Here is a 26,933-nt window from a genome sequence, read left to right as displayed (position 1 = left end):
ACATGCCGCTCGGGCGAGCGATCGATGACCCGGGGCTTCTCACCGAGGGTCGCGTCGGCGTGCGTATCATCCGCTGGAGCGACGCCGATCGACTGAGGCAGTTGCTCGCCGACAACCGTTCATGGCTCGAGCGGTGGGAGGCGACCCATCCGTCAGGCCGGAGCGTGGTGCCGGGATCGGTATCCATGCGGCCGACCGTTCGCGTGCTGCGCCGACAGCTTCGAGCGGGGAGCGGGATGCCGTTCGTCGTACTGCTCGACGGTGAGCTTGTGGGGCAGCTGAGCGTCTCGGAGATCAGCGGCGGCGCTCTGCAGTCTTGCCAGATCGGTTACTGGGTCTCGCAGCACGCCGCTGGCCAGGGCGTGACGACCACCGCGGTGGCGCTCGTCATCGACTTTCTGTTCGCGTCGCTCGGGCTGCACCGAGTGGAGATCTGCATCCGCCCGGAGAACGGGCCCTCTCTCAGGGTCGTCGAGAAGCTCGGGTTCCGGCACGAGGGTCGTCGGCCGTCCTACATACACATCGACGGAGCGTGGCGCGACCACGAGTGCTTCGTTGCGCTGCGTGAGGAAGCCGGCGCGGGTTACGTCGCGCGGTTGCGGGCAGACTAGCGCTCTGGGTCGTCGCGCGTTCGCACCGCGCGCGTTCCGCGACAACCTCAGCCGCGTTCATTTCGACGCGGATCGCGGCGCGCCGGGAACTGGCCCACTGAGTAAGACCGTACAGTGATCCCCATGACGGGTGGCGTATTGGGTGGAGGCGTAATCTTCGTTGTTGCCGCCCTTCTCTGGGGTGCCGTGCTCGTGCCGTCCTGGATGAGACGCCGCGAGTTTCGTGCAGCGGAGAAGAACGCCCTGCGCTTGCAGCGCACGTTACGAGTACTCGCTGAAACCTCGGAGGTGCCGCAGGAGGTGCGTCTCGAGGCGAACGCGCGCGAGGCGCTGGCTCACGAGAAGCTGCTGCGAAGTGCGCAGAAACGTCAGGAAGCCGAGCGTGCGGCGGCGCTCGCGGAAGCGGAGGCGGAACAAGTGCGAGCTGAGATTCGAGCCCAGCAGATGCGACGGAAGCAGGCTGCCGCCCAGCGGTCAGCGCGCCTCCGGAAGCCCGTAGCCCGGCGCGCTCGGGCGATCTCGGCGCTCGGCGCGCTCCTCGGCGTCATCGGCATGTGCGTCGGTGTCGGTCTCGCGCTGGGCGGTAACGGCGCCGCAGCGCTGCTCGGTTCGGCGGCGCTTTTTGCGGCCTCGAGCGGTGCGCTTGTGCTGCTCGCTCCGGGCCGCCATCGTGTGCACGCGATCCCCGCAGAGCAGGAGACCGCGGCGATCGCGGAGGCCGTTGTCGAGGCCGCGCCGCAGCCGAAGCCGGAGGAGACCCCGGCCGCCACCGCGACCGCACACGCAGACGCGCAGCGCGCTGCCGCGGAGCGCATCGAGCGGGCCCGCGCTTTGGCCCGGGCACGAGCGGAACGACCGGCGCCTCGGGAGAACCAGACCGATTCGATGCTGCTGCGCGAGGTGCGTCGACAGCTCGAGAACGGTGCAGCCGAGGTTTCTCCCGCGCAGGCCGCGGCCGCCGCCGCTGCGGAGGAGCAGCGCCGACAGCATGAGCGAGCGCGCGAAGAAGCAGCCCAGCGGGAGGCGAAGCGCGCCCGCGAGCAGCAGGCGGCCCGCGACGCGGCGAGCGAGCGGTTGCGAAGCATGGGAATCGTGGGCGACACGGCGACCGGCATGCCCGATCTCGACGCCGCCCTGCGTCGTCGCCGCAACGCGAGCTGATCTGTTCGCGCCAGCAGCGGATCAGCCGTCAACAGAACGTGCTTCGCGCATTCGGGGTTGCTGACGCCAGAAAGTGTATTGAGCACTAACAGCGCCACGGCGCCCGCGGGGCACGCTGACCCGCGATCCGCCTAGCTCAGGGTGCCGTCGCGCCAGCGACGAGCGCCGCCGTGCAGATCGTGGGCGAGCTTCGAATAGCGGAGGGCTCGCCGGGTCAAGTGCTCCGCATGCGCGTCGTCGTGCGGGTCGCGGGAATCGGCAAGATCGGCTGCGCCCAGGGACATGAGGCGGCAGTAGCTCGCTGCGCGATCCAGCGCCCCTCCGAGGTCGCCCGCGAAGACCCCGCGAAGGATGGTGTCGCAGAGCTCGGCGATCGAATCGGGCGTCACCGGCTCGGCCGCACCCGCGACGACGGGGTCGATCGTTACGGCAACCTCGGCTCCGCGGCGGAAGAGGTCGGCCGATCCCTCCGGGTCCGAGTCGACCACGCGACGCAGCACGTAGAGCCGCCACAGCAGGCCCGCGAGCGAGTGTGCGCTCTCCTTCGCCCAGAGCTCTGCGATGTCGCCCAGGCCAGGACCCCCGGCGAGGCCCACCACGCGCTCCACGACATCAGGGTCAGCGACGCTTCGCACCCGGTCGAGCAGCGCCCATGAGGTCTCCTGAGCGAGCCGCTGAGCTGCGCCCGGCTCGTCGGAGCCGATCATCCAATCGAACATGTAGCTCGGTTGCATCACGGGGCGCGGGTAGTCGCGTGACATCTGCCTCTTTTCGGTGAGGGTTCGGGGTGGTTGCTGTGGTGCGGATCGCGGACCCCGTGAGTCTACGCCGCAATGAGCCGCTCCGCGCACTCCTCCGCTGCCTCTCAAAGTTGAGGCTCAGATATGCCGCGTAATCATTCATATTCAGAGCGGGATCTGCAACCCCCTGGGGCTGTGAAGCGTCGGATGGCAACGTAGAGGTGTTCTCGGAAACGGGAATTTCCAACACCGAAGGAGGATCATATGAGTGCATCCGACAAGATTTCTGCCGCCGGCGACAAGCTGAAGGGCAACGTGAAGGAAGGCGTCGGTCGCGCGACCGGCGATGAAGAGCAGGTCGCTGAGGGCAAGATGGATCAGGCCAAGGGCGATCTCAAGAGCGCCGGTGAAAAGGCGAAGGACTCCGCAAAGGACGTCTTCGACCGCTAACACCGGAAAGATCTCGGCCTCGCTCCCGTTTCGGGGGTGGGGCCGTTTTCGTGTGTGAAAACCGGTCGTGCGCATGCCAGGGACGATACGCCCAGCCTTCGACATTCATGGCGGGACGATGACGAATCCACCGTGGCCCGGGTCAAGGGTGTGTAACTGCCGCTGATTCGTGTTCGCTGATCTGCCGAGTTTCGATCTGAAAAGTCGAGTGGTGCACGGCAACTTCGAAATGCTCCGCAACGCAGGCCTGCACCTGGGTGAGTACCTGGGCCGCGTGTCCGTCGGTGAAGCATGCGTCCTCGATGACGACGTGCGCGGTGAGGGTGGGCAACCCAGTCGCGACCGTCGACGCGTGCAGGTCGTGGACGTCTATCACGTGCTCGAGCTCGAGGATGTGCTGCCGAACACTATCGAGGTCGAGCCCTCGGGGCGTGAACTCCATGAGAACGGCGCCGGTCTCACGCATCAGTGTGAACGCGCGAGGAACGATGAGGGCAGCGATAAGGAGACCAGCGAGTGCGTCGGCCTGTTGGAAGCCGGTCGTAGCAATGATGATTGCGGCAACGATGACACCGAGCGATCCGAACGCGTCATTGAGCACCTCGAGGAACGCCGCGCGCATATTGAAGTTCGCGCCCCGACTGGACAGGAGAATGCTGATCGCGATGAGGTTCGCAGCGAGGCCGATGACGCCGAAGATGAGTAACTCGGTCGCGGGGACCTCTGGCGGCTCGAACAGGCGGCGAATGCCTTCGATAGCAGTGTAGAAGCCGACGACGAGCAGGAGGGCCGCCTGAGCGAGCGCGGCAATCACTTCAATGCGCCGGAATCCCCACGTGCGCCTCGACGTCGCTGGACGCATCATCAGGGTCGCCGCGATCAACGCGACGAGCAGTCCGGCGGCATCCGTAATCGCGTGCGCGGTGTCCGTGAGAAGTGCGAGGCTGCCCGTGACCACTGAGCCGATCGCTTGTGCGGCGACGATCGCTGCCGTGATGCCGAAGGTGACCCACAGTCTTTTTCGGTAGTCACGGGGGAGCCCAGCAGCATCAGCGGTGGAACCGTGGCCGTGTCCGGAGCCCATCCGCTTCCCCCGATCCGCTGCCGCTCATCGCGCGCAAGTTTTCAATGCTTACATAGTGCTGTCGTGTTACCAACACTACGTCGTGCGCGACCGGGCGCTTCGCGCCGATAAGCTGCCGCTGGGGCCGGCACGTGGCACGTCACGAAAAACGCGATGCGTTTTGCCTCATGCAGTGCCCCCAGTAGGGATCGAACCTACGACCTGCGGATTAAAAGTCCGTAGCTCTACCGCTGAGCTATAGGGGCCAACCCGAGTAGCTTACCGGATCACAGGGATCGGCCCTTGCCCGCTCCGGTGGCGGTTCATTGCGGGAGAAGCGCGGATATTGCACAAAAGTGTCGCCGGTATCGAGACCGGAATCGGAACCGCGCTGCACCATGCAAGTCCAGGTGCTCAGTGCGCGAACGCGAGGAGCGCCGCAACGGCGATGAAGAGCACGCCGAAGACGGTATTGAGCACGCGCTGCCCTCTCGCGGACTCCGAGAATCGCCGGAACGGCCGGGCGGCGACGGCGAAGAATCCCCACATGACGAGCATGTCGACCGCTACGACCGTCGCGGTCAGCACGAGATATTGAGGCGCGAGCGGCGAGTCCGAGCGGATGAACTGCGGAATGAACGCGAGGAAGAAGACGATCGCCTTCGGATTGAGCAGGTTGACCCAGAACCCACGGCGAAGCATGGCTACGCTGCCGGCACCGGCGGAAGAAGGAGCGGGTGTGGCTGGCGAGGGATCCGCCCCGCCGTTCTCGGCCTTCGCGAAGATGAGCCGCAACCCGAGGTACACGAGGTAGAGCGCGCCCGCGTAGCGAATGGTGTTGAAGAGCAGGGGGCTGCTGGTGACGATGACACCGAGCCCGGCGGCGACGATCGCGAGGTGGACGAGGAGGGCCAGCTGCTGGCCGAGGACGCCCCAGATGGATCGCCGCCACCCGAACGTCATCGAGTTCGTCATGGTGTTGATCGCACCCGCTCCCGGGGTGAAGCTGATGACCACCGACGTGGTGAGGAGGGAGAACCAGATCGCGGGAGCCACTCACACAGTGTAGATGCGCCTGCCACGCGATTTCGTGTTGCGCCCGCGGGGCTGCTAGAGTGGTGCGCTGTCAGGGTCTGTGGCGCAGTTGGTAGCGCGTCTCGTTCGCAATGAGAAGGTCAGGGGTTCGATTCCCCTCAGATCCACCACAGTAAGGCGGGGTTGACCGGTTGGAAACAGCTGGTCAGCCCCGTTTTTTGCATGCCTCAGAGGCTCGCTGACGCGCTCGCGACCTCCTGCCGCACCACACCCGGATCGGTCACTTGTTGCGGCTTAGTCGACGGATAACCGCAACTACTGACCTGCCCAGAGGGAGACACGCGACACCGAGCGCTCCCTCGTGGCTTCGAGCCATTACCCACTCCGGGATTGGTCAATTCGCAGGTGCGGCGTGATCCGCCCCCATCACCCTTTTCGCCGCGAACAGCACGAAACCAGCGCGGTTGCTTCTGATTGTGGCGGATCCGCTGCTGGAGGTCGAAGGCAGCTCACGACCGCAGTTCTGAGGCTGGAAGGGGCGCAGGAGCGGAGGGTAAACGTCAGCGCCGACACGTCGCAAGGGGCAAGCGGGAGGACGGTCGGCGTGGGACGCGATGCGCGCCCTGCGGTAGACTCGAATCGCCGGGCCGCAGTAACCCCGGGCTCCAATTTTTGCCGCTTCGAGCGGCCTTCCGCCGAGAGGCGTTTCTGCGGCTCGGTCTTTTTGTGCCCGGAATGCGTAGCACCGCGGGCAGCCGCCTTCTACCCGAAGCGGCCCGAGACGTAGTCCTCGGTCGCCTGGACCGATGGCGTCGAGAAGATCTTCGACGTGGCGTCGTACTCGATGAGCTTGCCCGGCTTGCCCGTGCCGGCGATGTTGAAGAACGCGGTGCGATCGGAGACGCGCGACGCCTGCTGCATGTTGTGCGTCACGATCACGATCGTGTACTGCTGCTTGAGCTCGTCGATGAGATCTTCGATCGCGAGGGTCGAGATCGGGTCGAGCGCGGAGCACGGCTCGTCCATGAGGAGCACCTCGGGCGAGACCGCGATGGCGCGGGCGATGCAGAGGCGCTGCTGCTGACCGCCCGAGAGGCTCGAGCCCGGCTTGTCGAGGCGATCCTTCACCTCTTTCCAGAGGTTCGCGCCGGTGAGCGACTGCTCGACGAGTGCCTCGGCGTCGCTCTTCGAGATGCGCCGGTCGTTCAGCCGCACGCCCGCGAGCACGTTGTCGCGGATCGACATCGTGGGGAACGGGTTGGGCCGCTGAAATACCATGCCGACCTGGCGCCGCACGAGCACCGGGTCGACTCCGGGGCCATAGAGATCCTCGCCGTCGAGCAGCACCTGCCCCTCGACGCGAGCGCCGGGGATCACCTCGTGCATCCGGTTGAGCGTGCGCAGGAACGTCGACTTGCCGCAGCCCGACGGCCCGATGAACGCTGTGACGCTGCGGGGTTCGATGTTGATCGTCACGTCCTCGACCGCCAGGAACTTCGAGTAGTAGACGTTGAGGTCGCTGACCTCGATGCGCTTCGACATGGGATCTCTTTCGTGCAGATTCGGGGGAGTGAGAAGTGTGAGGGAGTGGCGGATCGCGCCTAGCGCCCAGTGCGCGGAGCGAACCAGCGCGCGATAAGTCGTCCGAGCAGATTCAGGGCCATGACGATGAGGATCAGCACGAGCGCCGCGGCCCACGCGCGCTCGATGAAGGCCTCCGCCGGGTTGCCCTGGTTCATGAACTGCGTGTACACGTACACGGGAAGCGACTGCATGCGATCGGAGAAGAGGTTGTAGTTCATCGACGCGGTGAAGCCGGCGGTGATGAGGAGCGGCGCCGTCTCACCGATAACTCGCGCGATCGAGAGCATGATTCCCGTGGTGATGCCGGCGATCGAGGTGGGGAGCACGACCTTCACGATGGTTCGCCACTTCGGCACGCCGAGCGCGTAAGAAGCCTCGCGCAGCTCATTCGGTACGAGGCGCAGCATCTCCTCGCTCGATCGAACCACGACGGGGATCATCAGCACGGACAGCGCCACGGCGCCCACGATGCCCATGCGCACTCCGGGCCCGAGGAAGAGCGCAAACAGCGCGTAGGCGAAGAGGCCGGCCACGATGGACGGGATGCCGGTCATCACGTCGACGAGGAAGGTGATGGTCTTGGCCAGCCGCCCCCGGCCGTACTCGACGAGGTAGATCGAGGTCAGGAGTCCGAGCGGCACAGAGATGATGGTCGCGGCCAGCGTGATGAGGAGCGTGCCGACCATTGCATGCAGGGCGCCGCCGCCCTCGCCCGTGATATTGCGCATCGACGAGTTGAAGAACTCACCGTCGAGGCGCGCGACGCCGTTCGAGACCACCGTGATCGCAACCGAGAAGAGCGGCACCATCGCGAGCAGGAACGCGCCGGTCACCACTGCCGTGATGAAGCGGTCCATGGCCTGCCGCGATCCCTCGACCGCGGCGGACATGATCGTGATGACGACGACGTACGCGATCGCGCCGACGAGAATCGCGCCGACGAGGGAGAAGTCCCCGTCGCCCGCGGCCGCGAGCAGGCCGAAAAGTGCGAACGACGCGACGATGCTCGCGCCGAGCACGATCCACGGCGTGGCTCGCGACAGGCGGTTGCCGGCGAGCGATGACCCCGCGCGAACGGGGCGGACGGTGATGGACACGGAGGTGTTCCCCTCTGCTGTCGGAGTGGAGGTCTGGAGCATCAGTTCGCCGCCGAGAACTCGGATCGGCGGCTCACGATCCACCGGGCCAGCGCGTTCACGAGGAACGTCACGACGAAGAGGATCAGGCCGGTCGCGATGAGCACGTTGATGTTCTCGCCGTAGGCCTCCGGGAAGGAGAGCGCGATGTTCGCGGCGATCGTCGACGGGTTCTCGGAGGTAAGGAGCCTGAAGCTGACGAGACCGGTGGCCGAAAGCACCATCGCTACGGCCATCGTTTCGCCGAGCGCGCGCCCGAGGCCGAGCATGGCCGCGGAAACGATGCCGGGACGGCCGAACGGTAGCACGGCGAGGCGGATCATCTCCCAGCGCGTTGCACCCAGCGCGAGCGCGGCTTCCTCGTGGAGCACCGGCGCCTGCAGAAAGATCTCGCGGCAGATCGCGGTCATGATCGGAAGGATCATCACCGCGAGCACGAGCGCTGCGGTCAAAATCGTGCGGCCGGTGCCGCTGACAGTCCCGCTGAAGAGCGGGATCCAGCCCAGGTACGTGTTCAGCCATTCGAAGATGGGTCGCGCCGCGGGGGCGAGCACCCCGATGCCCCAGAGTCCGAACACGACGCTCGGAACCGCGGCGAGGAGATCGACGACGTAACCGAGCACCTGCGAGAGGCGGCGCGGTGCGTAGTGCGAGATGAAGAGCGCGATCCCGATTGCCAGCGGGAGCGCGATGACGAGCGCGAGTGCGGCGGCCCAGACCGTGCCGAAGACGAGCGGCCCCACATACGACCAGAAGTTGCTCGTGAGGAGTGACGCACTCTCATCGGTCGCGACGAAGGCGGGCAGGCTCCGCGCGATGAGGAAGATCGCGACGGCCGCGAGCGTCACCAGGATCATGCTGCCCGCGAACACCGCGGATCGAGAGAACACGCGGTCGCCGAGGCTGAGCACCGGCTTGGCGGGGGCGGTTGTGACGGTCACTGTGTCTCCGGGGTGTTGTGTACGAGCGGGAGTGCTCGGACTTGCCTGCGAACTGCGTAAGAGCGGTGAGCGCGAAACGGGTCGCGCTCACCGCTCAAGCAGGTGCTAGCTGATCGAGTCGATCGCCGTCTGCACCTGACCGCGGAGGTCCTCCGAGATCGGGGCGCTGCCGGCAGCCTCAGCGGCGACCGACTGGCCCTCCTCGCTGACGATGTAGCTGAAGTAGGACTTCACGAGCTCAGCGCTTGCCGCATCCGTGTACTCGTGGCACCCGACGAGGTAGCTCACGAGCACAATCGGGTAGACGCCGTCCTCGGATGAGGTGCGGTCGAGCGAGATCGCGAGATCGTGCTCACCGCGGTCCTCCTCGAGCGGCGAAGCGTCCACGATTGCGGCTGCTGCTTCGGGCGAGTACGCGACGTACTCGTCGCCGACCTTGATCATGACGGTGCCGAGATCGCCGGCCTGCGACGCATCAGCGTAACCGATGGTGCCGGTGCCGTTCTTGACCGCGGAGACGACGCCGGAGGTGCCCTGCGCGCCCTCGCCACCGAACTCGGTCGGCCAGGTCTCGATGGACCCCGGGGTCCAGTCATCGGGGGCGGCCGCAGCCAGGTACTCGGTGAAGTTGCCGGTGGTTCCCGAATCGTCCGAGCGGTGCACCGCGGTGATGTTCGCCTCGGGAAGGTCGGCGTCAGGGTTCTGATCCGCAATGGCGGGATCGTTCCACTGGGTGATCTTGCCCGAGAAGATTTGCGCGACGGTCGCCGCATCGAGGTTGAGCGAGTCGACGCCCTCGACGTTGAAGATGATTGCGATGGGGGAGATGTACGCGGGGAACTCGACGATCTCATCGGTAGCGCAGCCGTCGAACGGGCCCGCGGCGACCTCATCGGCGGTGAACGCGCGATCCGACCCCGCGAAGGCGCTCGCGCCCTGCTGGAACGTCTCGCGACCTGCGCCCGAGCCGGAGGGCTCGTAGTTCACCGTGACGTCGGCGTTGGCGGTCTGGAAGCCTGCGACCCAGGCCTCCTGGGCGGAGCCCTGCGACGAGGCTCCGGCGCCGACCAGCTCGCCCGAAAGCTCGGAGGCAGCGGCGGCATCCTCTCCCGCGTTACTCCCGCCCTCGTTTGCGGCGCAGGAGGTCAGCGTGAGTGCGGCGATGCCGCCGATAGCGGCGATCTTGGCGAATGCAGAAAGCTTCACTGGGATGGATCCAATCTGGAAACGAGTGTGTGGTGATGGCCGCGAGCGGCCACAACTCCACGCTAAGCACGCTCCGTGACGGGCACTCTGCCACGGGGTGAACAGCGGGTGAACACCACGAAGCCGCATGCGTGAACACTCAGTGCTTGAGCGGATACGTTTCGACGACGATGATGCCGCGTTCCGGGTGGCGCTTCGAGATGTGGAAGACCGAGAAGCCGCCGGGAGGGAGCGACGTGGCTTCTGAGAGGTACTCGCCCCTCGGGCTTTCGGTGGCGTCGGCCAGTGCGCGGGCGATGTCGGGAATGACGGGACGGTGGCTGCAGATGACCGCGTTCTTCCGCCGGTTCACGACCTTCTCGACCAGGCGACGCATGCGGTCGAGCTCGCCCGCGTCCCAGGCATCTTGACTGATCGCGTCGGTCTCGCGCACGCGCTTGTCTCGGTAGTGCGCGAGCGGTGCGACCGTGGAACGGCACCGGACCGCGGTCGACGAGTAGATCTTGCGGGGGCCGAACGCGTCCAACGTGGGTACGAGCGTTTCCGCCTGCTCTTCTCCGAAGCTGGTCAGCGGGCGCAGATGATCCGCCATCGAGCTTTCGCGGCGCGGCAACGCCTTCGCGTGTCGCAGCACCGTCATGGAGAAGGTCTCGAGCAGGTCGCGCGCTTCGAGGTCGAGGAACACGTCGAAGAGTTCCTGGTCCGCGGGGTACGTGAGACGCTCTCGCGCCTCCGAGGCGGGCACCCACTCGATCGCGTCCACCTCGCTGTTCGCGCGAAACTTCATCGCGTGGGCGGCCTTCTCCGAGACCTCAGCGGCCCAGTACTGCACTGTCTTCCGACGGCTCTTGCTCACCTCGTAATGGATCGTGCCGAGGTGTACCCCGAGGCGCACCTTGAGGCCGGTCTCTTCCCGCGTCTCGCGCACCGCGGCCTGGGGGAGACTCTCACCCGCGTCGAGTTTGCCTTTGGGAAACGAGTAGTCCCGTCGCTTGGGGCGGTGGATCAGCAGAACCAGCGTGCGTTCCCGCCCGTCGTCGGCCACCTCCCGTCGCCAGCACACGGTACCGGCCGCGAAAATCTCCTCCGCCACCTGAGGGTCACCGTGCCCGACGCGAGCGCCGCGCCTCGGTGCGGTCGTTCATCACGAGGTCCTGCAGATCGGGGAGGGGCTCGCCGGACTCGTTCACGACCGAGCGGTGCCAGCTGCCATCGGGCAGCATGCGCCACGACGAGACGTCGTCGCTGAAGGCGAAGTCGAAGAATCGGTCGATGCGGGCGAGGTGCTCCCGATCTTCGAGACGCACGAGCACCTCGATGCGGCGATCGAGGTTGCGGTGCATGAGATCTGCGCTGCCGATGAACACCTCGCGCTCGCCGCCGTTCTCGAAACCGTAGATGCGGGAATGCTCGAGATAGCGGCCGAGCACGGATCGCACGCGGATCGTCTCGGAGAGACCGGGCACCTCGGCGCGGATCGAGCAGATACCGCGCACCCACACGTCGATCGGCACCCCCGCCTGGCTCGCCAGATAGAGGGCGTCGATGATCGCCTCGTCGACCATGGAATTGCCCTTGAGCCTGATGCCGCTCGGCCGCCCCGCTCGCGCGTGCTCCGCCTCGCGCTCGATGCGCTCGAGGAGCCCGCTGCGGAGTTGGAGCGGAGCAACGAGCAATCGGTCGTAATCGGTCTCGATCGCGTAGCCGGAGAGCACGTTGAAGAGCTTCGTGACGTCGCGACCCACCTCGGGCGAAGCGGTGAACAGGCCGAAGTCTTCGTAGATGCGGCTCGTCTTCGGGTTGTAGTTGCCCGTGCCGATGTGGCAGTAGTGAGCGAGACGCCCGCCCTCCTCGCGGATGACCTGCACGAGCTTGCAGTGGGTCTTCAAACCGACGAGCCCGTAGACGACGTGCACGCCAGCCTGTTCGAGCTTGCGGGCCCACGTGATGTTGGCCTCCTCGTCGAAGCGCGCCTTCACCTCGACGAGCGCGAGCACCTGCTTGCCGGCCTCGGCAGCCTTGATGAGCGAGGCGACGATGGGGCTGTCACCGGAGGTGCGGTACAACGTCTGCTTGATCGCGAGCACGTTCGGGTCCGTCGCCGCCTGTTCGACGAAGGCCTGCACGCTGGTCGAGAACGATTCGTAAGGGTGGTGCACAAGCACCTCGCGCCGCGCGATGGCTGCGAACGTGTCGGGCTTCTCGTTCGGCGAGTTCGGGCGGAACTGCGGGTGCGTCACCGGAATATGGGGCCTGAACTTCAGGTCCGGCCGCGCGATGCGCGTGAGCGCGAACAGCCCGCTGAGATCGAGCGGCGCGGGCAGCGTGTAGACCTGCTGCTCGTCGATGTCGAATTCACGAACGAGCAGCTCGAGCGTCGCCTCGTCCATGTCGTCCGAGATCTCGAGCCGGATGGGAGGACCGAACCTGCGCCTCAGCAGCTCCTTCTCGAGCGCCTGAATGAGGTTCTCGGTCTCGTCTTCCTCGATCTCCACGTCCTCGTTGCGGGTCACGCGGAAGACGTGGTGATCGATGACTTCCATGCCGGGGAAAAGCCCCTCGAGCCGGTTCGCGATCAGCTCCTCGAGCGCGATGAACCGGACGTCGTCGACACTTTCGCGGGCGTCGACGCGGACGTACCTCGGGATCATCTGCGGCACCTTCAGGCGCGCGAACTCGATTTTGTCCGTGTTCGGGTTGTGCACGCGAATCGAGATGTTGAGCGCGCGACCCGAGATATAAGGGAACGGGTGCGCCGGGTCGACGGCGAGCGGCATGAGCACGGGGTAGATGCGCTGCTCGTAGTACTCGTTCAGGATCACGCGATCCGCGTCATCGAGCTCTTCCCACTCGACGATCTTGATCCCGGCATCCGCGAGCGCTGGCTGCACCTCCGAGCGGAAGCACTCAGCGTGACGCAACTGCAGCTCGTAGGCTCTCCGATTGATGCTCGCCAGCACCTCGGTCGGTGCTCGCCCGACGTTGGTCGGCACCGCGAGGCCCGTGACGATGCGACGCTTGAGGCCCGCTACGCGCACCATGAAGAACTCATCGAGGTTGGCGGCGAAGATCGCGAGGAAGTTCGCGCGTTCCAGCAGCGGCGTCGCGGGATCCTCCGCGAGCTCGAGCACGCGCTGATTGAACGCGAGCCAGCTCAGTTCGCGGTCGATGTATCGGTCCGCGGGCAGAGCGACCGCGGCATCTGTGGAGTCGCGTGCGTCGTCGTTCATGCGTCCATTGTGGCACCAGGCTCCGACATTGGGGCCCGACGCCACTGGCGGCTTCGTGAATCAACGGTGAAGCCCGCGCGCTCGTACATGCGCACAGCGCGCTCGTTCTCACCGTCAACGTAGAGCGTCACGCGCGACGGCTCATGCTGGGCCATGCGCGCGAGCGTGACGTCGAGGAGCAAGCGCCCCAGGCCCGCGCCCGCGTACTCGGGTCGCACGCCGACCGCGTACAGCTCGGTCTCGACCTCTCCGTCGCGCACCGTCTTGATCCACGTCGACCCCGCTGCCTCCCCGGCGCTCGGGCCCTCCGTGGCGACCAGGAGGATGAGGTCGGCGGGGTCGAACCAAGTCTCTTCGCGGATCAGCGCGAAGTCGGCCTCGGTGATGCGCCCCTGCTCGGGGTGAGTCGCGAATGCAGCTGCGTTCGCTCGCACCCACACGCCGGCGTCTTCGGGTCGGTCGGGATCGAATGCATGAAGCGTGAGCCCATCGGGCGTCGCGATCGCGAGCGGATCGCCTCCGCGCGGCAGCTCGGCGGGATCGAGGGCCATCCGGAGGAGCGTGCGAACGGGCTGGAAGCCGTGTCGCGAGAGGAGCGCCTCGGCGGCGGAGTTGACGCCGTGAGCCCAAGAGAGGAGCTCCGTGTCGCGCGGTGCGTCGTCGAGGAGAGCGGCGAGAGCGGCGCTGCCGATCCCTCGCCCTCGGGCGTCGGGGCGTACGACGAGATCGACCTCTCCCTGGCCGACGATGCCGAACGCCGCGGGATCCTGCGCCCCCTGCTCGGTGAAGAGCAGTAAACGGCGCTCGTGCTGCGCGGCCGCGAGCAGAGCCTGGTCCGATACCGGTGAGGCGCCGTCGTGCTCTTCCGCTGCCGCCGCAATAATGCGAGCCTCGGCGAGGTCGGACTCGCTGCTGCCCGCGCGGGTATCAAGACGCATCACTCGAAGTTCTCCTGCTCGTCGCGGGCCCGGGCGAAGCCGTAGCCGACTCCGCGCACCGTACTGATGAGACCCTCGTGTTCGCCCAGCTTCGCACGGAGGCGACGCACGTGCACGTCGACCGTGCGTGTGCCACCGAAGTAGTCCGTGCCCCAGACATCGCTCAACAATTGCTCACGGGTGAACACGCGCCCGGGGTGCGCGGCGAGGAAGTGCAGGAGCTCGAACTCCTTATAGGTGAGGTCGAGCGGGCGCCCGAACAAGCGTGCCGTGAAGTTCGAGTCATCGATGACGACGCCCGCCGCATTGACGGTCGCCGGTTCAGCCGCCGTGATCGGGCGTTCGAGGAGCCGAAGCCTCAGCTCGATCTCGACCGGACTCGCGGTCGGCAGCAGCAGTTCCTGCACCCCCCACTCAGGGGTGAGCGCCGTGAGCGCGATCTCCGGGAGGAGCACGACGCGCGGCGTCTCGGTGATCTCGACGAGGCTGCGGCAGGCGGTGCGGGCCCGGCGTGCATCGAGCGTGCCGTCGACCAGGATCGCGTCGAAGCGATCCGCCATCGTTTCGGGCACCCGCATGGAGAGCGGGGACGTCCGCACATCGTGCGGCAGGAGGTCGAGCGCGGGCAGCGATTCAGCGGGATCGCGGTCGGTGAGGCAGAGCAGTTGCACGTCTTGCCCCCTTCCGCCTGCGACAGCCTGCTCCACATCGTACTCAGCGGGCTGTTTCGCGTGGGTTTCAGAACCGTTTCGGCCCGGGCCCGGCGAATCGCGGTGTGGAAGAATGGCCGCATGACCGAGACGCCGCCGCAGACCTCAGAAATGCCGGATGCGCATTCCTGGCATGTGCCGCGCCTCATCATCGCCTGGGCCGTTGCGGCGGTCATCGGCGTCCTCGTGACGGTCTTCGTCTCCGGCGATCAGCGCTTTTCGTGGCTCGCGCTCGCCGTCGGAGTATCGACGCTCGTCACGTTCGCGCTCCAGCTCGGAACCGCGCAGCGCGAGGGGTTCATCACTCGAGTCTCTTTTAGCGTCGCGGGCTCGGTCGTGATCATCGCCTGCATCGACATCGTCGCGTTGCTGCTGCCCCACTGAGCTTTGCGCGAGCTTCGCGCTCCCACTGCTGCGGCGCCGCTGCCACCGCACGCGTCTCGGCGCTCGGTGTAGACTTGCCGCATGCTTCTTGCTCTCGAACTCTTCTACCTTGGTCTGCTGGGTCTCGCCTCGCTGGCGATCGCCTGGGTCTCGGGCACGGTCATCTATAAGCTCTTCAAGGGGCAGCGCTAACCTCTGCGAGATACATCGGCGCTGGGAGGATCGATGAACGCGTTCTCCGCGATACCAGGAGCCGTGCTCGACGCTGAACGAGGCGTCGCCTTGCACTTCGGTGAGCCGCTGCAAGAGCAGCGCGCGCTCGAAGCCGGCAACGCGATTGTCGATCTTTCGCACCACGGCATCGTCACGGTCTCGGGCCCCGATCGCCTGAGCTGGTTGAACTCGATGACGAGCCAGCAGCTCAGCGGGCTTCGCGCGGGAGAGAGCACGGAGACGCTGCTGCTCGACGCGAACGGACGTATCGAGCGCGCCGCACGAGTCGTCGACGACGGCGAGACGACGTGGCTGCTGGTCGACGAGGGGTCGGCAGAGCCACTCGCGACCCACCTGCAGCGCATGCGATTCGCGTTGCGCGTGGAGGTCGAGGAGCGAAGTGACTCGCATGCCGCGGTGCTCGCGTTCGCGGGCGGCGACGCCGCGGACGCGCTGCGCACGCTGCTTCCCGAGGTGGAGTGGCAGGATCCCTGGGCGTCGGTGAGCCGCGGCGGAGTGCAGTACGCCCGAGCCGACGTGCCTCACGCCGGCTCCGACTGGAGTGCGACGCAGTTCGTGTTTCCTCGCGCGCGTCTGGACGAGATCGTGGGCCTCATGCGCACGGGGAGCGTTCGAGCAGCGGGCCTGCTCGCGCTCGACGCCCTTGAGATTCGCGCGTGGCGGCCCTCGCGCGCTCGCGATGTCGACGAGCGGGCGATCCCGCACGAATTCGACTGGCTGCGCACCGCGGTGCACCTGACGAAGGGCTGCTACCGAGGTCAGGAGACCGTGGCGAAGGTGCACAATCTGGGTCACCCGCCCAGGCGACTCGCGCTCCTCTTGCTCGACGGCTCCGGCGGAGAGCTCCCCGTTGACGGTGCCCTCGTCTTTGCTGGCGAGGGATCGGCGAGCGATTCCGGGGCTCGGCCGGTCGGGCGCCTCACTCGCGCAGCGCTGCACCACGAATGGGGCGGCGTCGCGCTCGCGCTGTTGAAGCGCTCGGTCTCCGAAGACGCGCAGCTCGAGGTGCGCGGGGGACCGAACGGGGCCGACCCTGCGGCCGCGCCGGCGGAGATCATCGCCGCGACGCAGGAGATCATTGTGCCGCCGGATGCGGGCGCCACGCGCGACATTCCGAGACTGCAGCGACTCTGAGGCTTCAGAGCGATCGCGCTGCGCACGCGATTACCGCTGCAATGACGAGCGTGCCCCGACCCCGGTCTGCGTCCCAATAGACTGAAGAGCATGACGAATACGCTGATCCTGCTGCGCCACGGCCAAAGCGAGTGGAACCAGAAGAACCTGTTCACCGGTTGGGTGGATGTGCGACTCACCGAGCAGGGCCGCGCTGAAGCGGCTCGAGCCGGTGAGCTGCTCGCCGAAGCCGGGATGCTTCCCGATGTGCTGCACACCTCGGTGCTGAGCCGCGCGATCCAGACCGCCCATATCGCGCTTGAGAGCGCGGACCGGCTCTGGGTGCCCGTTCGCCGGTCATGGCGCCTTAACGAGCGTCACTACGGCGCTCTGCAGGGGCTCGACAAGGCAGAAACTCTGGAGAAGTACGGCGAGGACCAGTTCATGGAGTGGCGGCGCTCCTTCGACACGCCGCCGCCGGCGCTCGACGACTCGAGCGAGTGGTCGCAGGCGAATGACCCGCGCTATGCGGACATCGACGGGGAGCGCCCCCGCACCGAGTGCCTCGCCGACGTGATCGGGCGCATGCTTCCGTATTGGACGAGCGACATCCTCACCGACCTGAACGCCGGCCGCACCGTGCTTGTGACCGCGCACGGCAATTCGCTGCGCGCGCTCGTGAAGCACCTCGACGGGATCTCGGACACCGACATCGCGGGAGTGAACATCCCCACCGGAATGCCGCTGGTCTACGAGATCGATGAGTCGGGCAAGCCGACCGGGCCGGGTCGCTACCTCGATCCCGAAGCTGCGGCCGCCGGTGCTGCAGCAGTCGCCGCACAGGGAAAGGGTGCCTGAGCGCCGAATCGCCGCAGACATGAGTGAGGGCCTCTCCTGATGGAGGGGCCCTCACTCATGTCTACCGGAAGCTATGCGCGGATCGAAATCGGTCTCAGCACGGCGTCAGCCGAACGACGTTCTAGTTCTCGTCGTCGTCTTCCGTGTTGTACTTGCTCGCGTACTCCGCCCAGGGATCTTCCTCCCGGACCCGCGCAGCTTCGGCGGCGGCGAGCTCGCGCTCGAGCGCCGAAAGGTTCGTATCAGGGCTGAAGTACTTCAGCTCCCGTGCGACCTTGGTGTGCTTTGCCTTCTGACGGCCGCGCCCCATGCGTGACCCCCTTACACAGTCGGGCCCCGCGGGATGCTCCCCGAGGCAGATGCCAGTTCTATAGACGTATGAGGCAGATTCTAGCATGATGGCCCTGCACGCTGAGGCCGCGGAGGCTACTCACATTCCTGCGAGAGGCGCGATCACCAGGGTGGCGATGGTGTAAATAGCGAGCCCTGCGAGGGAACCGACAATCGTCCCGTTGAGGCGGATGAATTGCAGGTCCTTTCCGACTTGCAACTCGATCTTCTCCGCAGCCTCTCGGGCGTCCCAACGCTGCACGGTCTCCGTGATGACGTTCGCGAGATCGTGCCGGTAGGTTCGCACGAGATGCTCGACCACCTCCATCACCCAGACGTCGATCTTGTACTGCAGGGTCGCATCGTCCTGGAGCTTGTGACCGAAATCTTGCGCGGCACTCACCATGCGCATTCGCAGGTCGCTGCTCGGGTCCTCGAGCATCTCAACGATCGCGGCGCGGGCGGTCTGCCACGTGCTCGTCGCGAGCGCGCGGATGCGGGGACTGTCGAAGACCTCGTGCTTGAACGATTCGACCTGCTGCTGCAGCCGATCCTGCTCACCGAGATCGCGCGCGAGGTCTGAAAGAAAGCGCCCGACCGCGATCCGAAATGGGTGCTCGGGATCAGCCGCGACGTTCTGCGTGAACTTCACTGCCTCCGAGTGCAGCCGTTGATCGAGGAAGCGATCGACCACGCTGGGCATCCAGGAGGGGAGCCGTGACGAGATCACTCGGTCGAAGGCTTCGGGGTGGGAGATCAACCACTCGCCGAGCCGGTCCGCTGCGATATCGAGCAGCGCCTCGTGGTGGCGGCCCGCTACGAACGTCTCCGCGGACCGGCCGAGCATCGGCGCCCACGCGGGATCGACGACATGACGGCGGACGAGTACCTCGATGAGCTCCTGCACATCGCCGTCGTCGAGTACCGCGAGGGTACCGAGACCAGCACTCGCCGCCATCTGCCCGACTCGTTCGGCGTTCGCGCGATCCGCCAACCACTCGCCCGCGCGCCGGGCCCCGCTGATTTCGGAGAGCTTGTCATGCACCACATCATCCGCGAGGAAGTTCTCTTCGACGAAGCCTCCGAGTCCGGCTCCGATCTCGTCCTTCTTCTGGGAGATGAGATTCGTGTGAGGAATCTTCAAGCCGAGCGGATGGCGGAAGAGTGCGGTCACCGCGAACCAGTCCGCGAGCGCACCGACCATGCCGCCCTCGCTCGCGGCCCGCACGAATCCCCAGCCCGGGTACCGGGACTGCAGAACGAACGATACGACGAACACGACTGCCATCGCGACGAGCAGCGCGATCGCGATCGCCTGCATGCGTCGAAGTTCCGCGAGTCGCTGGAAGTCGGCTTCCGTGACGGCTCCCAGGGTGCGACGAGTGGAAGGCTGCGGCATTCATCAATTATCCCTCTCTGAATCGCTGGTCGCGTTCCGCACCCCAGATTCGCCCGCCGCCTGCATGGAATAATCGAGCCCATGCACCTGCTCACGGCGCTCAGCCTGAAAAACCGCGCGCTGATCGCGCTCGTCACTATCGTCGCCGCGGTATTCGGGGTGATCGGCGTCGGGTCCCTCAAGCAGGAACTCATGCCCTCCGTGCAGTTCCCGACGATCGCCGTGCTGACGAGCTACCCGGGGGCCTCGCCCGAGGTCGTCAATAAGGACGTATCGGTGCCGATCGAGACGGCGCTGCGCGGCGTGCCGCAGCTCGAGAGCTCGTCAGCGACTTCGAGCACCGGGTCGTCGACCGTGCTCGCCGAATTCACGTACGGAGTGGATCTCGCCGCGACCGAGCAGAAGGTCGAGCGGGCGATCAGCCGGATCTCGCAGGCGCTTCCCGAGGCCGCGGACACGCAGGTCGTGTCCGGAAGCATCGACGATTTCCCCATTATTCAGATCGCGGTCACACCGGCCGAAGGCGAGACGCCGGAGTCGACGGCGGCGCTCGCTGAGCGGACGGCGATCCCTGATCTCACGGACATCGACGGCGTTCGCGACGCGCAGATCACGGGCGCTCGCGCGGAGCAGGTCACCATCACCCCGGATGTCGCTGCGCTCGCGGCGCAGGGGCTCACTCCGCAATCGATCACGGACACTCTGCAGCAGAGCGGGGTGCTCGTCGCGGCAGGATCAGTCACCGACGGGGACCGCACGCTCGCGGTGCAGGCGGGATCGGAACTCACCTCAGCCGACGACATCGCGGCACTGCCGCTCTCGGCGAGCGCTCCGACGCTCGTTCCGCAAGAAGAGGCCGGCCCGCCGGCTCCCGTGACTATCGGCTCCGTGGCGACGGTGAAGCTCGAACCCGGTCCGGAGCGCAGCATCTCCCGCGTCAACGGGGAGCCGGCACTCACGATCGCGGTCACGAAGACGTCGGCGGCTAACACGGTCGAGGTGTCGCACGCGGTGCAGGATCAGCTCGGTGAGCTCGAAGATCAGCTCGGGGGCGCCGAACTCACCGTCATCTTCGACCAGGCTCCATACGTGGAGCAGTCGATCGAGACGCTGACGACTGAGGGCCTCCTCGGCCTCGTCTTCGCGGTGCTCGTGATCCTCGTATTCCTCATGTCGATCCGAGCGACGCTCGTGACCGCCATCTCGATCCCGACGTCGGTGCTCCTCACCTTCGTGGGCCTCAACTTCGCCGACTACACCCTGAACTTGCTGACGCTCGGCGCGCTCACGATCTCGATCGGACGCGTGGTCGACGACTCGATCGTGGTGATCGAGAACATCAAGCGGCACCTCTCTGATTCCGGAGATCGCTCTGCCGTCATCATCAGCGCCGTGCGCGAGGTCGCCGGCGCGATCACCGCTTCGACCATCACGACCGTCGCGGTGTTCCTGCCGATGGCGTTCGTCGCGGGCATGGTGGGTGAGCTCTTCCGCCCGTTCGCGTTCACGGTGACGATCGCTCTGGTCGCGTCGCTCTTCGTGTCGCTCACGATCGTGCCGGTGCTCGCGTACTGGTTCCTTCGCACCGGCCCGGCGCGACGCCGCACAGGGTACGTTCCGGCTCAGGGGAGCGAGGAGGCTCAGCGGCAGGCCGGTTCGGAGATCGACGAGCACCCGACGCGTCTGCAACGCTGGTACCGGCCGGTGATCGAATGGACGCTGCTCCGGCCCGTGCGAACGCTCGCCATTGCACTCGTCGTGTTCCTGGGAACGGTGAGCCTCGCAGCCACTCCGCTGCTGAAGACGAACTTCATCGGTGCCGACGAGCAGAACTCGGTCGGTCTCGTGCAAAACCTCGAACCGGGCACGAGCCTCGAGGCGCAGTTGAAGCAGGCGGAGCGCGTGGAGAAGGCGCTCGACGACGTGGCGGAGATCGACAGCGTGCAGGTCTCCATCGGAAGCGCGGGGGGCGCTGCGGCCCTGTTCGGCGGCGGAGGAGACGGCGCGGTCAACTACTCGATCACGACGGACCCGGACGCGGACCAGGCGCGAGTGCAAGACGACATTCGTGCAGCGGTCGACTCGCTGAAGGACGCCGGCGAATTCTCGATGAGCCAGAGCGGCGGCGGCGTCACCGGCTCGAACGCGATCGAGGTCGAGGTGACGGCTCCGGACCAGAAGACCCTCGCCAAGGCGAGCGACGCCGTGGTCGCAGCGCTGAAGGACGAACCGAGTCTGGACCAGGTGGAGAGCGACCTGGGGGTGTCGCGCGAGTTCCTGGAGATCTCCGTGGATCGGACGCTCGCGGCTCAGGCGGGTATGACTGAGGCCGGTGTTGCGGGGCAGGTGGCGCAGTTGATGCAGCCCGCACAGATCGGGCAGATCACGATCGACGCGGACTCGGTATCTGTGTACCTCGCGAACGGCGAAGCTCCCACCGACGTCGCGGGCGTCGCGGCGCTTACGATCCAGACGGCCACCGGCCCGCAGCCGCTCAGCGCGCTCGCTCTTGTGGAGGTTGCCGACGGCCCTGTGACGGTGCGCACGCAGGATGGCGCGCGCTCGGTGACGGTGTCGGCACTCCCGGGTGCCGACGACCTGGGCACCGCGGGTGCGCAGGTGAGTGCCGCCCTCGAGGAGGTGGACCTGCCGCAGGGTGCGCAGGCCGAGGTCGGCGGGGTGCTGTCGCAGCAGTCGGAGGCCTTCCAACAGCTCGGGATCGCCCTGCTCGCCGCGATCCTGATCGTCTATGTGGTCATGGTCGCGACGTTCCGGAGCCTGTTGCAGCCGCTCCTCCTCCTGATCTCCGTGCCCTTCGCAGCGACCGGAGCCATTCTGCTCCTGGTGATCAGCGGTATCCCACTCGGCGTGGCCTCGCTCATCGGTGTGCTCATGCTCGTGGGAATCGTTGTCACGAACGCGATCGTGCTCATTGACCTCGTGAACCAGTACCGCAATCGGGGCGACGCGCTTCGAGACGCCGTGCTGCACGGGTCACTGCAGCGTCTGCGCCCGATCGTCATGACGGCGCTCGCCACGATTCTGGCGCTCACCCCCATGGCCCTCGGGATCACCGGGAAGGGTGGTTTCATCTCGCAGCCGCTCGCCGTCGTGGTCATCGGCGGTCTGCTCTCGTCGACGGTGCTCACGTTGATCGTGCTGCCGACGCTCTACTACCTCGTTGAGCGACGCCGCAGCGAGGGGCCGAAGCGTCATCGTGACACGAGCGCTGGGAGCCTGGTCGTTCCGGGAATGAGCGGCGGGCCTGCGCGTCGTCGCGGGGGCACGGTGGCGGCGGCGCCTGTGGCGACGCCGTCAGCCGAACCGTTTGTTCCGGCGAGACGGACGGAAGAAGCTGTAGCTGCGCCAGCGCAGGCATCGGCGGTGCCCGCGGTTCCGGTCTCGGCGTCGGCGGCCTCTCCTGCGCCATCCCCGGTTGCGGCGGTGCCCGCTGCGCCGGTTCCTGCGGTGTCCGTGACACCCGAGCCCAACGCGGAGCCCGGACCTGCTGACGAATTGTCTGCCGATAACGATGACTTTGGCGAACAGGGCAGTGAACCTCACGAGAGCGCGGCCTGGTCGGACGCCGCGGAGGACCCAGCAGAAGCGGTGCGCGCTGCGGAACCCGAAAGTTCGTCGGGGCCGGCAACAAAGCCGCTTGTGCTGACGGAGCCCTCCGACAGGGATAAGGCGACTCCAGAGGCTCCAGAGGCTCCGGAGGAAGCGGCGCCTGAAGTGGTTGAGCCCCCTCAAGGCCCGTCCGAGGAGTCAGTAGCGCCAGAGCCTGCCCCGCGTAACGACGTGGAGCTCGGATGGGAGCAGCTGCTGTGGGAGGCGACGCAAGAGGTTGAGGAAGCCGAGCAGGCAGAAGCGGCAGCGCGGCAGCGGAACGACGACGGGGCGGATCCCGAGCGCCCGCGTGAGAGCCGCTGATCATGGCGCAGAAGAAGCGCGGAGGTTTCAAGCCGCCGGCCAACTACGACCCCAACCGCGGGAAGAAGCGTGCCGCTGCCGCTGGAAAGCGCGGCGCTCGACCGGCGCAGCAAGCTGAACCGGATCGTGAGACGAGAGCTGCCGCTGACGCCCGGTCGCGGCGAAAGGCGGCGGATCGGCCTGCCGTTCCTGCTCCCGCTCGTCTGACCGCCAAGCTCACGACATCCGACGATGCGGCGCAGCTGACTTTCCGTGATCTCGGGCTCGGCGGAAACCTGCTGCGCGTGCTCGGCGAGATGGGGGCGGAGCGCCCGTTCCCGATTCAGGCCGCGACGATCCCGGACACGATCGCGGGGCGCGATGTGCTCGGGCGCGCGCGAACCGGCTCGGGTAAGACGATCGCGTTCGGCGCGGCGCTCGTCGAGCGGTTGCTGCGTTTGAAGGCGGACGGAGCGTTCGCTTCGGATCCCGCGCCCTCGAAACGCCAGCCGGCACGGGGGGTGCGCGCCCCAAAGCGGCCGACGCGTAAACCGAAGGCGCTGATCCTCGCCCCCACCCGCGAGCTCGCGCTCCAGATTGACCGGACGGTGCAGCCGCTCGCGCGCTCCGTCGGTTTCTACACGGCGCAGCTCGTTGGCGGGACGCCACTCGATCCGCAGCTGCACGCGCTCGAGCGCGGTATCGACATTGTGATCGGCACCCCGGGCCGCGTGCAGGACCTCGTCGACCGGCGGCGTCTGGATCTCCGCGAGGTGCTCGTCTCCGTGCTCGACGAGGCCGACCACATGTGCGATCTCGGGTTCCTCGAGCCCGTGCAAGACATCCTGCGTCAGACCGCGAAGGGCGGGCAGCACCTGCTGTTCTCCGCGACGCTTGATGCCTCGGTGAGTGCGCTCGTCGCCGAGTTCCTCGAGGATCCCGCGGTGCACGAAGCGGAGGAAGCCGCCGCGATGCCCGTCGATCACCGGGTGGTCATGGTGCGGCGCGAGCACAAGGACGACGTGCTCGCCAAGCTGGCGTCTGCGCGCGGGCGCACGATCGTATTCTGCCGCACGCGCGCGTACGCCGAGCAGATCGCGACGCAGCTCGAGGAGCGGGGCGTCGGAGTCACCGCCCTGCACGGCGATCTGAGCCAATCGCGGCGCGAGCGGAACCTCGCGGCTTTCTCGTTGGGCAGAGCGACCGTGCTCGTCGCGACCGACGTTGCGGCGCGTGGGCTCCATATTGACGATGTCGATCTCGTGGTGCAGGCCGATCCGCCGCACGATTTCAAGGCGTATCTGCACCGTTCGGGCCGCACCGGTCGCGCGGGGAAGGCCGGGCGAGTGGTCACGTTGATTCCGCAGGCTCGGCAGGAGCGCATGCGCGAGATCCTGCGCGAGGCGGGTGTGGAGGCGAGCTACTTCGGCGTGGCCGAGCCCGGCTCACGCGTGCTCCGGTAGCGGGGCGCCGCGGTGCCCCGGGTCTCGGTGCACGCGACCGCTCTATGGCGAATGTAACCATCTCGCGCGCCGCAAATTTAGAGGATGGATACAAGTCTCTGGTGACCCGTGGCAACGGTTCGTTGTGTAGGGGCAGATGAGCGCTTGCCGGTGTCGGTGGTGCTCCCTACGCTGACAGCAGTTGGGTGGATGGCGAGTAGGGCCGTCCCCGCATGTCATCTCGAAGGAGAACTGATGGCCGAGAGCACCCCCTCGCTGCAGCCCCGAATCAACGTTTCAGTCGTGAGCGATGCACTGCTCGGGGCGTGGAAGGCTGAACGTCTCGAATCGCGCCGACTCGCCGCTGATCCGCGTCTCCATACGATCCCCGGGCAGTCTATGGAGGAGCACCGAGAGCGTGCCCTGCAGCAGCTGCATATTCTCGTCGAGAACGGTGCGATTCAGCGCGCGTTCCCGACCGCGCTGGGAGGCGCGGATAACCATGGCGGTAACATTGCGGCATTCCAAGAGCTCGTGCTCGCCGACCCGTCGCTGCAGATCAAGAGCGGCGTGCAGTGGGGTTTGTTCGGTGCGGCGATCCTGCATCTGGGTACCGCGAAGCACCACGAGCGCTGGCTCCCCGACGTCATCAGCCTGAAGCTTCCCGGCGCGTTCGCGATGACCGAGATCGGACACGGATCTGACGTCGCATCGATCGGCACGACGGCGACCTACGATCCCGAGACCGAAGAGTTCGAGATCCACACGCCGATCCGCGGCGCGTGGAAGGACTACCTCGGTAACGCCGCATTGCACGGGCGAGCGGCGGTCGTGTTCGCTCAGCTCATCTCCCAGGGCGTGAACCACGGAGTGCACGCGTTCTTCGTGCCGATTCGCACCGCCGAGGGCGAGATGCTGCCGGGTGTGGGGAGCGAGGATGACGGGGTGAAGGGCGGGCTCAACGGCATCGACAATGGCCGTCTCCACTTCACCCATGTGCGTGTGCCGCGCGAGAACCTGCTGAACCGCTACGGCGACGTCGCGCCGGATGGCACGTACTCCTCGGCCATCGAGAGTCCGGGCCGGCGTTTCTTCACGATGATCGGCACGCTCGTGCAGGGGCGCGTCTCGCTCGACGGATCGGCCGTGCGCGCGATGCAGGCAGCGCTCGCGATTGCGATCCGCTATGGCAGCGAGCGCCGGCAGTTCCCGGGCGCGACCGGCCGCGAGAGCGTGCTGCTCGACTACGGCCAGCACCAGCGGCGCCTGCTGCCGCGCCTCGCCCAGACGTACGCGATGGCGTTCGCGGACGAGCGGTTACTCACCGTGTTCGACGAGGTGTTCTCGGGCGCGAAGGACACCGATGAGAACCGCGAGGATCTCGAAACCCTGGCGGCGGCCTTGAAGCCCCTCTCGACCTGGGCGGCGCTCGACACCCTCCAGGAGGCGCGCGAAGCGTGCGGCGGCGCGGGGTTCATGGCGAAGAACCGCATCGTCGGGTTGCGCGCCGACCTCGACATCTACGCGACGTTCGAGGGCGACAACAACGTGCTGCTCCAGCTTGTGGGCAAGCGTCTGCTGACTGACTACGCAGCGCAATTCAAGAATGCGGATCGCGCGACGCTGGCCCGCGCAGCCGCGAGCCAGATCGGCAACCGGGTGAGCCGTTTCGGGCTGCGTCAGGTCGGGCAGACGATCGCTGACTTCGGTCAGGTCGGACGATCGGTGGAGAGCATGCGGAGCTCCGCTGCGCAGCGGCAGTTGCTCGCGGACCGCGTGCAGACCATGGTCTCCGAGATCGCGCTCGCGTTGCGTGAGGCAACCAAGGGAATCCCGAAGAGCGACGCTCAGGCGCGCGCGATCGCGAACGAGGACGCGTTCAACGCCCAGCAGCACAAGCTCATCGAGGCCGCTCGCGCGCACGGCGAGCTGCTGCAGTGGGAGGCATTCACTGAGGCGGTCGAGAAGATCGGCGACGCGGAGACGCGCCAGGTGATGACCTGGCTGCGAGACCTGTTCGGCCTCGGGCTCATCGAGCGGAACGCCGCGTGGTACCTCGCGACGGGGCGGATCTCCGGCCAGCGAGCCGAATCGGTGACGGCGTATATCGACCGTTTGCTTCGTCGCCTGCGTCCGCACGCGCTCGACCTGATCGAGCCGTTCGGTCTCAGCCCCGAGCTGCTTCGTGCCGAGATTGCTACTGGCATCGAGGCGGAGCGCCAGGAGGAGGCGCACGCCTATGTCGAGGCGCAGCGCGCGGCGGGTACCTGGCCGGTGCACGAGAAGGAGCTGCGGAAGCGCCAGCGGGACGCCGCGAAGCTTCCGGCTGTGCCGCGCGCGACAAACGTGAGCTAACGCGAATCTGAAAGGCCGGTTCGAACGCAAGGCCCGTGCCAAGCAGTTCGCGTGCTCACTAGGATCTGGAGCGAATAGCCCGATGACGCTTGCGCCATCGG

At 66.8% G+C, this 26,933-nt stretch carries 22 protein-coding genes and 2 tRNA genes; 10 read left to right on the top strand and 14 right to left on the bottom strand.

Annotated features, from left to right (window positions below; translation table 11 throughout):
• Positions 1-2 precede the first annotated feature (2 nt).
• Positions 3-611: a GNAT family N-acetyltransferase gene (locus WFH00_RS02405; RefSeq protein WP_336658997.1), complete on the top strand. Its 609-nt coding sequence runs from the start codon at positions 3-5 to the stop codon at positions 609-611.
• 123 nt (positions 612-734) lie between these two features.
• Complete coding sequence (locus tag WFH00_RS02400; protein WP_336658996.1) at positions 735-1,772, top strand: hypothetical protein; 1,038 nt, start codon at positions 735-737, stop codon at positions 1,770-1,772.
• A 131-nt stretch (positions 1,773-1,903) separates the two neighbouring features.
• On the opposite strand, the gene WFH00_RS02395 is transcribed toward WFH00_RS02400, so the two are convergent.
• The gene (locus tag WFH00_RS02395) at positions 1,904-2,533 is read right to left on the bottom strand and encodes a hypothetical protein (protein ID WP_336658995.1); all 630 of its coding nucleotides are present in this window, start codon (positions 2,531-2,533) and stop codon (positions 1,904-1,906) included.
• Positions 2,534-2,776: 243 nt separating this feature from the next.
• On the opposite strand from WFH00_RS02395, the gene WFH00_RS02390 reads away from it, so the two are divergent.
• Complete coding sequence (locus WFH00_RS02390; protein ID WP_336658994.1) at positions 2,777-2,962, top strand: CsbD family protein; 186 nt, start codon at positions 2,777-2,779, stop codon at positions 2,960-2,962.
• 142 nt (positions 2,963-3,104) lie between these two features.
• Here the strand turns inward: WFH00_RS02390 and WFH00_RS02385 are convergent, their stop codons facing one another.
• The 3 genes from WFH00_RS02385 to WFH00_RS02375 all read right to left on the bottom strand — a co-directional run bounded on the left by WFH00_RS02385 (position 3,105) and on the right by WFH00_RS02375 (position 5,081).
• Positions 3,105-4,046, bottom strand: a complete 942-nt coding sequence (locus WFH00_RS02385; RefSeq protein ID WP_336658993.1) for a cation diffusion facilitator family transporter — start codon at positions 4,044-4,046, stop codon at positions 3,105-3,107.
• A 173-nt stretch (positions 4,047-4,219) separates the two neighbouring features.
• Positions 4,220-4,291: transfer RNA gene (locus tag WFH00_RS02380), tRNA-Lys, on the bottom strand.
• 148 nt (positions 4,292-4,439) lie between these two features.
• On the bottom strand, positions 4,440-5,081 hold the full coding sequence (locus WFH00_RS02375) for a LysE family transporter (protein ID WP_336658992.1): 642 nt from the start codon (positions 5,079-5,081) through the stop codon (positions 4,440-4,442).
• A 73-nt stretch (positions 5,082-5,154) separates the two neighbouring features.
• Here WFH00_RS02375 and WFH00_RS02370 point away from each other — a divergent pair.
• Positions 5,155-5,230 (top strand) — tRNA-Ala (locus WFH00_RS02370).
• Between the two features lie 592 nt (positions 5,231-5,822).
• On the opposite strand, the gene pstB is transcribed toward WFH00_RS02370, so the two are convergent.
• From pstB to WFH00_RS02330, 8 genes are all read right to left on the bottom strand, one after another.
• A complete protein-coding gene (gene pstB, locus WFH00_RS02365) occupies positions 5,823-6,602 on the bottom strand; it encodes a phosphate ABC transporter ATP-binding protein PstB (protein WP_336658991.1) in 780 nt (259 codons plus the stop codon).
• 59 nt (positions 6,603-6,661) lie between these two features.
• The gene (gene pstA, locus WFH00_RS02360) at positions 6,662-7,783 is read right to left on the bottom strand and encodes a phosphate ABC transporter permease PstA (protein WP_336658989.1); all 1,122 of its coding nucleotides are present in this window, start codon (positions 7,781-7,783) and stop codon (positions 6,662-6,664) included.
• Entirely contained in the window at positions 7,783-8,721 is a 939-nt protein-coding gene (pstC, locus tag WFH00_RS02355; protein ID WP_336658987.1) for a phosphate ABC transporter permease subunit PstC, read from the bottom strand. The genes pstA and pstC overlap by 1 nt, the downstream gene beginning before the upstream one ends.
• 105 nt (positions 8,722-8,826) lie before the next feature.
• Positions 8,827-9,927: a phosphate ABC transporter substrate-binding protein PstS gene (gene pstS / locus WFH00_RS02350; RefSeq protein WP_336658986.1), complete on the bottom strand. Its 1,101-nt coding sequence runs from the start codon at positions 9,925-9,927 to the stop codon at positions 8,827-8,829.
• A gap of 139 nt (positions 9,928-10,066) precedes the next feature.
• Complete coding sequence (locus WFH00_RS02345; RefSeq protein WP_336658985.1) at positions 10,067-11,020, bottom strand: NUDIX hydrolase; 954 nt, start codon at positions 11,018-11,020, stop codon at positions 10,067-10,069.
• A 7-nt stretch (positions 11,021-11,027) separates the two neighbouring features.
• Positions 11,028-13,157, bottom strand: a complete 2,130-nt coding sequence (locus WFH00_RS02340; protein ID WP_336658984.1) for an RNA degradosome polyphosphate kinase — start codon at positions 13,155-13,157, stop codon at positions 11,028-11,030.
• Positions 13,154-14,095: a mycothiol synthase gene (mshD, locus tag WFH00_RS02335; RefSeq protein WP_336659171.1), complete on the bottom strand. Its 942-nt coding sequence runs from the start codon at positions 14,093-14,095 to the stop codon at positions 13,154-13,156. The genes WFH00_RS02340 and mshD overlap by 4 nt, the downstream gene beginning before the upstream one ends.
• Positions 14,095-14,766, bottom strand: coding sequence for a winged helix-turn-helix transcriptional regulator (locus tag WFH00_RS02330; protein ID WP_336658982.1), 672 nt, complete (start codon positions 14,764-14,766; stop codon positions 14,095-14,097). Before WFH00_RS02330 ends, mshD begins: the two co-directional genes overlap by 1 nt.
• Before the next feature lie 120 nt (positions 14,767-14,886).
• Between WFH00_RS02330 and WFH00_RS02325 the strand changes: the two genes are divergently transcribed.
• From WFH00_RS02325 to WFH00_RS02315, 3 genes are all read left to right on the top strand, one after another.
• Complete coding sequence (locus WFH00_RS02325; RefSeq protein WP_336658981.1) at positions 14,887-15,189, top strand: hypothetical protein; 303 nt, start codon at positions 14,887-14,889, stop codon at positions 15,187-15,189.
• A 225-nt stretch (positions 15,190-15,414) separates the two neighbouring features.
• Positions 15,415-16,557 carry a CAF17-like 4Fe-4S cluster assembly/insertion protein YgfZ gene (ygfZ, locus tag WFH00_RS02320; RefSeq protein ID WP_336658980.1) on the top strand — a complete coding sequence of 381 codons (1,143 nt, stop codon included), beginning with the start codon at positions 15,415-15,417 and terminating at the stop codon, positions 16,555-16,557.
• 90 nt (positions 16,558-16,647) lie between these two features.
• The gene (locus WFH00_RS02315; RefSeq protein ID WP_336658979.1) at positions 16,648-17,394 is read left to right on the top strand and encodes a phosphoglyceromutase; all 747 of its coding nucleotides are present in this window, start codon (positions 16,648-16,650) and stop codon (positions 17,392-17,394) included.
• 121 nt (positions 17,395-17,515) lie between these two features.
• Here WFH00_RS02315 and WFH00_RS02310 read toward each other — a convergent pair whose 3' ends face one another.
• Together WFH00_RS02310 and WFH00_RS02305 are read right to left on the bottom strand one after the other, a co-directional pair.
• The gene (locus tag WFH00_RS02310; protein ID WP_336658978.1) at positions 17,516-17,704 is read right to left on the bottom strand and encodes a DUF3073 family protein; all 189 of its coding nucleotides are present in this window, start codon (positions 17,702-17,704) and stop codon (positions 17,516-17,518) included.
• A gap of 120 nt (positions 17,705-17,824) precedes the next feature.
• The gene (locus WFH00_RS02305) at positions 17,825-19,123 is read right to left on the bottom strand and encodes a DUF445 domain-containing protein (RefSeq protein ID WP_336658977.1); all 1,299 of its coding nucleotides are present in this window, start codon (positions 19,121-19,123) and stop codon (positions 17,825-17,827) included.
• 81 nt (positions 19,124-19,204) lie between these two features.
• Between WFH00_RS02305 and WFH00_RS02300 the strand changes: the two genes are divergently transcribed.
• The 3 genes from WFH00_RS02300 to WFH00_RS02290 all read left to right on the top strand — a co-directional run bounded on the left by WFH00_RS02300 (position 19,205) and on the right by WFH00_RS02290 (position 26,832).
• Complete coding sequence (locus WFH00_RS02300) at positions 19,205-23,056, top strand: efflux RND transporter permease subunit (protein ID WP_336658976.1); 3,852 nt, start codon at positions 19,205-19,207, stop codon at positions 23,054-23,056.
• A 2-nt stretch (positions 23,057-23,058) separates the two neighbouring features.
• Positions 23,059-24,498, top strand: coding sequence for a DEAD/DEAH box helicase (locus WFH00_RS02295; protein ID WP_336658975.1), 1,440 nt, complete (start codon positions 23,059-23,061; stop codon positions 24,496-24,498).
• A 234-nt stretch (positions 24,499-24,732) separates the two neighbouring features.
• A complete protein-coding gene (locus WFH00_RS02290) occupies positions 24,733-26,832 on the top strand; it encodes an acyl-CoA dehydrogenase family protein (protein WP_336658974.1) in 2,100 nt (699 codons plus the stop codon).
• Positions 26,833-26,933: the final 101 nt, after the last annotated feature.

Origin of the sequence: Leucobacter sp. USHLN153 (assembly GCF_037145615.1) — a bacterium.
In the GTDB taxonomy this organism is placed as follows: Bacteria; Actinomycetota; Actinomycetes; order Actinomycetales; family Microbacteriaceae; genus Leucobacter.
This window is presented reverse-complemented; position numbering and strand designations above follow the sequence as displayed.